The sequence below is a fragment of the Candidatus Saccharimonadales bacterium genome (assembly GCA_035317825.1).
Classification (GTDB): Bacteria; Patescibacteriota; Saccharimonadia; order Saccharimonadales; family Saccharimonadaceae; genus DATHGB01.
Window position 1 is genome coordinate 1 of the sequence record DATHGB010000007.1, and the last position, 7,520, is coordinate 7,520.

General features: G+C 46.1%; 7 protein-coding genes and 2 rRNA genes. 2 read left to right on the top strand and 7 right to left on the bottom strand.

From position 1 onward, the window contains the following. The 3 genes from infB to VK497_00525 form a co-directional block, all read right to left on the bottom strand. Positions 1-1,418: translation initiation factor IF-2 (gene infB / locus VK497_00515; GenBank protein ID HMI08867.1), on the bottom strand; the 1,418-nt coding region annotated here is incomplete at its 3' end. Positions 1,419-1,477: 59 nt separating this feature from the next. Continuing rightward, the gene (locus tag VK497_00520) at positions 1,478-2,557 is read right to left on the bottom strand and encodes a S1 RNA-binding domain-containing protein (GenBank protein HMI08868.1); all 1,080 of its coding nucleotides are present in this window, start codon (positions 2,555-2,557) and stop codon (positions 1,478-1,480) included. A gap of 100 nt (positions 2,558-2,657) precedes the next feature. Then, positions 2,658-3,062 carry a hypothetical protein gene (locus VK497_00525; GenBank protein ID HMI08869.1) on the bottom strand — a complete coding sequence of 135 codons (405 nt, stop codon included), beginning with the start codon at positions 3,060-3,062 and terminating at the stop codon, positions 2,658-2,660. Positions 3,063-3,145: 83 nt separating this feature from the next. Between VK497_00525 and VK497_00530 the strand changes: the two genes are divergently transcribed. Both VK497_00530 and VK497_00535 read left to right on the top strand, forming a co-directional pair. Next, a complete protein-coding gene (locus tag VK497_00530) occupies positions 3,146-3,961 on the top strand; it encodes an ROK family protein (protein HMI08870.1) in 816 nt (271 codons plus the stop codon). Next, positions 3,933-4,391: a hypothetical protein gene (locus tag VK497_00535; GenBank protein ID HMI08871.1), complete on the top strand. Its 459-nt coding sequence runs from the start codon at positions 3,933-3,935 to the stop codon at positions 4,389-4,391. Before VK497_00530 ends, VK497_00535 begins: the two co-directional genes overlap by 29 nt. Positions 4,392-4,440: 49 nt before the next feature. Here the strand turns inward: VK497_00535 and VK497_00540 are convergent, their stop codons facing one another. From VK497_00540 to VK497_00555, 4 genes are all read right to left on the bottom strand, one after another. Beyond that, positions 4,441-4,647: a hypothetical protein gene (locus VK497_00540; GenBank protein ID HMI08872.1), complete on the bottom strand. Its 207-nt coding sequence runs from the start codon at positions 4,645-4,647 to the stop codon at positions 4,441-4,443. A 271-nt stretch (positions 4,648-4,918) separates the two neighbouring features. Further along, on the bottom strand, positions 4,919-6,835 hold the full coding sequence (locus VK497_00545) for a M14 family metallopeptidase (protein HMI08873.1): 1,917 nt from the start codon (positions 6,833-6,835) through the stop codon (positions 4,919-4,921). A gap of 71 nt (positions 6,836-6,906) precedes the next feature. After that, positions 6,907-7,016, bottom strand: a 5S ribosomal RNA gene (gene rrf, locus VK497_00550). A 199-nt stretch (positions 7,017-7,215) separates the two neighbouring features. Next, positions 7,216-7,520: ribosomal RNA gene (locus VK497_00555) — 23S ribosomal RNA — on the bottom strand; the annotation flags it as partial.

The following is a 7,520-nucleotide window of genomic DNA, read 5'->3' on the forward strand; positions in this document are numbered from 1 at the left end:
TCTAATAGTTCGTAGATTACTTTAAAAATACGTATTTGCACTTTGTCACGCATCGCAAGACGCTTAACGGCAGGTGGAAGTTCAACGTTAAAGCCGTAGATGATTGTGTTGCCGTCGGCAGCTAAACGAACATCACTTTCAGAAATATTACCGACACCGCTTCCAACGATACGAAGGGTAATTTCGCCGCCTGTATCTACGAGGCGGAGACTATCCATAACAGAGGTAAGTGATCCTTGCACGTCGGCTTTGACGATAACGTTCACGTCTTGGCTTTCGTGTTTTTGGGTCATCATTTTTAGCATGTCAGCGCCGGTAACGTTTGTGCTGGCTGCATTCTTTTCGCGTTCTGTTTTAGCAATCTGTGTTGCATGACGAGCTTCTTTTTCGTTTTTAACAATGTTAAATACGTCGCCGAACTGTGGCAGTTCTTTGAATCCAGTGACGGTAACCGGTGTGGCGGGGCCAGCACTTTTGATCGGCTTGCCTTTAAAATCTAATAGCGTACGGATTTTACCGTAGGCTGTACCAGCAACCAGGAAAGCACCTGGTTTTAGTTCGCCTTGCTCGACAAGCAGTCCGACGACTGATCCGCGACCTGTCTCCATGTGAGATTCGATGACGAGACCTTCAGCGGGAACATCAATGTCTGCCTTTAGCTCCTCTAGGTCAGCAACCAGAAGAACCATATCAAGCAGCTTGTCGATATTTTGGCCAGTTTTGGCACTTACTTCGACCATGACAGTGTCTCCACCCCATTCTTCGGGGTTTAGGCCATGTTCGGTTGCAAGCTGGGTTTTTACTAGCTGTGAGTTGGCGGCTTCTTTATCAATCTTGTTGATAGCGACAACGATTTTGGCATTCGCGCTTTTTGCAAAGCGGATTGCTTCAACTGTTTGAGGCATCACGCCATCGTCTGCGGCAACAACAATAATAACGACGTCAGTAAGCGCTGCGCCATGCTGGCGAAGTGCGGCAAAGGCTTCATGTCCAGGAGTGTCCAGGAGCGTGATTGAGCGGCCTTTTCGTTCTGTTTGGTAAGCGCTAATGTGCTGCGTGATACCGCCAGCTTCGCCTTCAACGGCTTTAGTTTCTAGAATAGCGTCGAGAAGGCTGGTTTTACCGTGGTCAACGTGACCCATAACGGCAACGATTGGCGGACGCAGAACTGCTTTATCCGTTAGCTGGTGCACTACACGTTCAGCGGTAACGTTTTCCTTCTTTTGCAGCTCGACATCAAGGCCAAGCTCTTCAACGATAATCGTCGCGGTTTCAAAATCAATTCGCTGGTTAATAGTAGCGACGATACCGTTTTTAAATAGTTCGCCAATTAAAGTAGTGACGGGCAAATTGAGCGTTTCAGCTAGTTCACCAACGGTAATTGAGTCAGCGACAACAAGTACTTTTTCTGGGGTCATGACTGAGGCTCCTTTCTACCCGTCACTCTTTAGATGACGGAATTTATACCCGGCGGGGCTTATTTCTTTTTCTTGTCAGCAAGGCTCAAAGAGATCTTGCGGTTCTCTTTGTCGACATCAAGAACAACAAAGTTCTTTCGTTCGTTGAGCGTAAAGACTTTTTCAGGATCTACGTCGTTACCGTCGCCAAGTTCAGAGATGTGAACAAGGGCTTCAACAGCAGGGCTGATCTGTACGAAAGCACCAAATGGTGTAATACGGGTAACCGTACCTTCGACAGCCGTACCTGGTTTGAACTGTTCGACTTCGTCCAACCATGGATCCTGAGTAAGCTGTTTGATACTTAGGCTTAGGCGGTCTTTGTCGATCGAAATGATCTTTGCTTCGATTGTTTGACCAACTTTTACGTAGTCGTTAGGGTTGTTCACGCGCTCCCAGCTAATTTCCGAGATGTGCACCAAACCTTCGATACCTTCGACATTTACGAATACACCGAAGTCGACAACACCAGTTACGACACCAGTTACTTTGTCACCAACCTTTAGTTTTTCGAATCGTTCCGCAAGACCATCTTTGATGGCTTCTTTTTCAGAGAAGATTAGCTTGTTAGCTTTGCGGTCGCTATCAAGGATACGGACCTTCAAAGTCTGTCCGACAAGGGCGTTAAGGCGCTGTAGGATTTCGTCTTTGTCGCTTGAACCTACGCGTGGGTAATGTTCAGCTGAAAGCTGTGAGACAGGAAGGAATCCACGGACACCTTCGTATTCAACAAGCAGACCGCCACGGTTAGCATCGTACGGTGAAACATCAATGATGTCGCCGCTTTCAAGCTTGGCAGCAACTTCTTCCCAGCCGCGGTCTTTTGCGGCTTTTCGAAGTGAAAGGAGTGAATATCCGTTATCAAGTTCGGCGTCAACAACGCTTGCAGTGACTTCGTCACCTTCTTTTAGCGCACGGGAAAATCCCACTTCGCGGCGAGGAACGTATCCTACGCCCTGAGCACCAAGGTCGATAAGCACTTCGTGTTTACGAAGCGTTAGAACCTTTCCCGTGATTACTTCTCCTGCTGTTAATTGCTTGACGCTCTCTTCTGACGAGGCGAGCAAATCATCCATTGTTATTGCGGCTTTAGTTGCCATAAGTCTTAGTAAGACTCCTTCCTTAATTGATATTATTCTGAAGCGCGCTAATATAGCGCTCCTACATTACCTTTAATTGTACTCTTTTGTAACAGATAAGTCAAAGAGAGGCGTAGTCGCGGCGGGAGCGCAAATAGGCGATAGATGTTGCCGTAAGAAATGCCGCCCCTATCGCTACGCTGAGTGTCTCGGCAGGCCCAGTCTGTGGCAAAGCCGCAGGTGGGGTACTAGCTGTATTTTGCTGTGGACTACTTGGTTGAGCTGGTTGAGCCGGCTGCGAAGCATCCGGCGTTTTCGCAGGCTCATCCTTCTTCGTAGGTTCTTTTGACGTGTCGGTTTGATCAGACGGTTTTGGCTGTGAAGTATCTGGCGTCTGGCCGTTGCTATTCGCGCTAACAAATAACTTTTGACGCACGAAATACGTCCCGCCAACCAGTAGCAATACCAAGATAGCTCCAATTACCACAAAACTGAGTACTGAACCACCCTCATTTGCCTTTACCATACACTCCCTCTCTCGTTCTTTTCTTTACTATACCGTTTTACGGGAATAAACGCAACTTGGTAGATTTATGCTACACTACTTATATGTTAGTGACGGTGGACACGGGCGGAACAAAAACCTTGATTGCAGCGTTTGGTCAGGATGGGAAGATTGGCGAGACCATTAAATTTCCCACGCCCATGGATCAAGACGAATACGTCACACTTCTTCGAAATACACTTCAAAAAAACTATAGCGACAAGCCCGTCGAGGCAGTTGTTGTCGCCCTCCCTGGTATCGTAAAAGACGGCGTTGCAATCTGGTGTAACAATCTAGGATGGAAAGATTTTGATGCCCATAGCGCATTTTCGGGTGTTCTGGGAAAAACTCCCGTGTTAATTGAAAACGACGCTAACCTAGCTGGTCTAGCTGAAACACGAATTCTTGATCCAATGCCTATTTCTTCGCTATATGTCACGATTAGTACGGGGATCGGGACAGGGATTATTACTAATGGCAAAATCGACCCAGGACTCCGCTATAGCGAAGGTGGACGTGCACTCGTTGAGTTTGAGGGCCAAGTCCGCGAATGGGAGAGTTTTGCTTCAGGCAAAGCGATAACCGTCGCCTACAGCAAATTTGCCCGCGATATTACATCCGATCGTATCTGGAATCAAATCGCAGACCGAATTAGCCGCGGGTTTTTGGCACTCGTCCCTGTTATTCAGCCTGACATTATTATTATCGGCGGCAGCATTGGTACGTATTTTGAAAAATACGGACCAAAGCTAGAAGCTATTTTAAAAGAAAAACTTCCACCTCATATCGCTTGTCCGCGCTTTATTGCCGCAAAACACCCCGAAGAAGCGGTCATTTACGGATGCTATTATTATGCCCTCGATTACCTCGCTAGCCGATAGATTACAGCGGGACTACCCCGATATCATATTCGTCAAAGGAGATGACTTTCACTGGTCACCGTCCAATAAAACCGTTACCTACGTTCAAGATGTAAAAGATGAGACAGCGTCACTATTACACGAACTTTCTCATGCGCTTTTAGGCCATATAGATTACAAGAAAGACATTTCCTTAATAGAAATGGAGCGTGATGCGTGGCGATATGCCAAAGATACGTTGGGACAGACTTATGACCAGACAATCTCCGAGGACACCATTGAAGACGCGCTTGATAGTTACCGTGACTGGCTTCATGCCAGAAGTACCTGCCCTACCTGCCAGGCGACAGGGATGCAGACTAAAAGAGAAGAGTACAGATGTTTGGCCTGTCGAACTAAATGGCGCGTTAATGAAGCGCGTATCTGCGCGCTACGAAGATACACCCTCTAATACAAAAACACCCGCGAAAAGCGGGTGTTTTTGTAAGTAGTTAAGATAACTACGCAGCAACTTTTTCAGTTACTTTTTTGCGGCGTGAAATACGGCCACCTTTTGCACCAGCAATACGTGCTAGTTCAGGGTTAGCAGCAAAGCCACCAGTACGGCCGTTGCGGCCACCTTTTGCACCAATTTTGGCGTAAAAGTTTGGGTCTTTCGCTAGGTTACGTGCAGCCGCTTTTTGGCCGCCAGCTTTTGTTCCTGCCATGGTACTAATTCTCCTCTTTATTATAGAGCCTCCGCCCTATAGGTTTACCTCACACATGGTATGTGTATGAATTCATCATAACATTTCTTATGCTTAATGTCAAGGTTTACATAAGTACTTTATTATTATATATAGATTGTTGCATATATTCAGCTCGTGCTATATTATAAATATGCACCTGTTTGAATCCCAAATTTAGATTCATTCAATTAAAAACGACCACATCTGCGAGATTGGTCGTTTTTAATACTTATAGGGTATGTAGCGTGCTTTAACTTGTAGCCATAGCCCAGAAGGCCTGTCTGTGGTGTCCGAAATTACGATATGAATAGCTGCCTAGCTCTATAATAATACTCGGCGACCCTAGTTTTTGTGCCAACCAGTCGTCATACGTTCCCGATATCTCGTAATCGAAGATCTCATCACTATTACCCGTACCATTATTATAGCCGACAAGGCTGGCGTATTTTGCGGCTAACGCCCCTGAATCGCCTGCCTCATTACCGATAGCTACGCTTCCCACCGCGTGATACGAAAGAACAAGACGCGGCCGTAGCTGCGAAGAGAGATCGGCAATAGCCCGTGTTTCGGGTTCTGACATAGGACTCGTGCCACCTCCGCTTGGCACTGTGCCATTGGTATCATTGATGTCCTGCTTCCAGTCACTCGTAGCAAAATTACGGTTCAAGTTAACGTTGCCAGCGTTATTACGCGTTCCCGCGGCCATTCCATCAGGGTTAGCTGTCGGCACGACAACAATCTGGCGATTAGCTGGGATATTTTTGGCATTTGCTTCTAATTCATTGATCCAGTCATTCAGAATATAGCTTGAACTGGACTCATTTCCGTGAATCGCGCCCACGTAGAGTACTGTTGAAGCTCCATTTCCAAAGAAATAGGCATTAATTGCCCGTCCACGTTTGGAATACCCTATCGTAGAGACCGTATGACACACCGTACGTGAGCTATAGCTCCAGGCTTCATTACTGGTGATATCATAGGCACTATTAAGACCTTTGGCAATCGTAATGGTAAAATCGGCACACTTAGGCAAGTTATTAAGGCCATAGATTATCTGATTACCCGAGCGGGCAATTGAGGCGCTGCCTCCACCGAATGTCACTAATTTACCGATATCTTGAGTAGGAGAAAGAGCCTGGTCGAATGAAACAACTACTTTAGCGGATAGGCCTACGCCGCTTTTACCGACACTTACCCCCGTTACTTTTGGACCACCTGACATTTTAAAGGATACCACGTAAGGTTCGACAAGCGAGCTCCCGTCAGCTGCTTCAACATTCGAAATCGTAAGTGTATAATCTGTTTCTCTCTCTAGTTCGTTTGCAACATCAACCCGCAGCTTTCCATCTTCCAACACTACCTTTGAGTCGATTTTCGTTGTCTTGCCGTCCTTTACTTTATTGAGGAGCGCGTCCGCCTTAACGATCTTTTTATCTGGTACTAGTTCAAAGCTTTTGGGTCTACTGAATACAGTTTCGCCTTTTTTTACGGAAGAGTCCGTTATTGTCGTAGCCGTAAGGGTCGTAATGTTCTTCGATGCGGCCGTTACGACATCTTCACCCTTAAAGGCGCGCTGGAGCGATATCTTGTAATCCTTGCCCTGTTCAAGCTTGATTGCCTGCAGATCACATGCAACGGCCATTTCGAGTGGCTTACATGAAGCTGTTTTCCCTTCGGTCACCAATTTATACTCGAAAATTCGGTCGGTAGTGGTCAGATTTACTTTGAGCGGCTTCGTTACCGGGACAGGCCCTTTGATTGAGCTAGCGTTCGCGAGTGGAGGATCGGCAACCTTTAGATTGAAATGACTGCGGAAGAGCATTGCGCCAAATGGCGCTGAAGCGACGGCGCTAACCCCTTCTTGAGGGGCTTTCTCGGCAATAAAACACATCTTACTAGCCATGACGGGCATTTTTCCTAGGCGAAAAATATCCTGAGGTTCAACGCGAAAACGTGATTGGCCAACCGTTTTATGGAGGTCCGGGAAAAGAGTTAGCTGGTTCGTACAGGTTGTTCCCCCGTAGGAAAATTCAATATTTTTAGACACCACGAAAAACACAATATAGGGTACGACAAATATAACGAAAACGAGGCTTGGAATTGTTACTTTTTTGGGTAACTTCCAGATATCTTTTAGTATTGATGTTATATTTTGTTTTAAAGTCATCTATACTCTATTTTACCATGAGCATTTTGAGATAAAGAAAAAGGACTTCCTATTCGGAAGTCCTTCTTATAATTCGGCACCGTGCTAGTTTCCCACTTGTGGCAGTATAATCGCCGCTGCTGAGCTTAACTTCTGTGTTCGGAATGAGAACAGGTGTTTCCCCAGCGCCATGGGCACCGAAGTAAGGTTTTTTGACGCTTTGTGACTACTATTACTTCAGTAGTGGGTCAAAATACCTTGCTTCGATGTCCTTAAACTTTATGGACACGGATATGGATGTAAGTTAATTTATAAAAATCAACGTGGTGATACTCACCAATTACTAGTTAAGTCTACCCTATCACCTTAGTTAATACAAGTATTAACGGGGGTGATAAGGACATAAAAAGGCGATGGGACTATTAGTACGCTTTAGCTCCATATGTTGCCATACTTCCACCTTGCGCCTATCAAACAGATAATCTTTCTGTGTCCTCATAGGGAAATCTAATCTTGAAGTTAGTTTCGTGCTTAATATGCTTTCAGCACTTATCTATTCCGAACGTAGCTACTCGACAATGCAGCAGGTGGCCACAATCGATACACCAGAGGTTCGTCCGCCCCGGTCCTCTCGTACTAGGGGTAGATCTTCTCAAATTTCCTATCGTCCGTACCGGATATAAACCGAACTGTCTCACGACGTTCT

Bases quoted from the DNA above. Each gene is read 5' to 3' on its own strand.
- VK497_00520 (HMI08868.1), bottom strand. From the start codon at position 2,557: ATGGCAACTAAAGCCGCAATAACAATGGATGATTTGCTCGCCTCGTCA.
- VK497_00525 (HMI08869.1), bottom strand. From the start codon at position 3,062: ATGGTAAAGGCAAATGAGGGTGGTTCAGTACTCAGTTTTGTGGTAATT.
- VK497_00530 (HMI08870.1), top strand. From the start codon at position 3,146: ATGTTAGTGACGGTGGACACGGGCGGAACAAAAACCTTGATTGCAGCG.
- VK497_00535 (HMI08871.1), top strand. From the start codon at position 3,933: ATGCCCTCGATTACCTCGCTAGCCGATAGATTACAGCGGGACTACCCC.
- VK497_00540 (HMI08872.1), bottom strand. From the start codon at position 4,647: ATGGCAGGAACAAAAGCTGGCGGCCAAAAAGCGGCTGCACGTAACCTA.
- VK497_00545 (HMI08873.1), bottom strand. From the start codon at position 6,835: ATGACTTTAAAACAAAATATAACATCAATACTAAAAGATATCTGGAAG.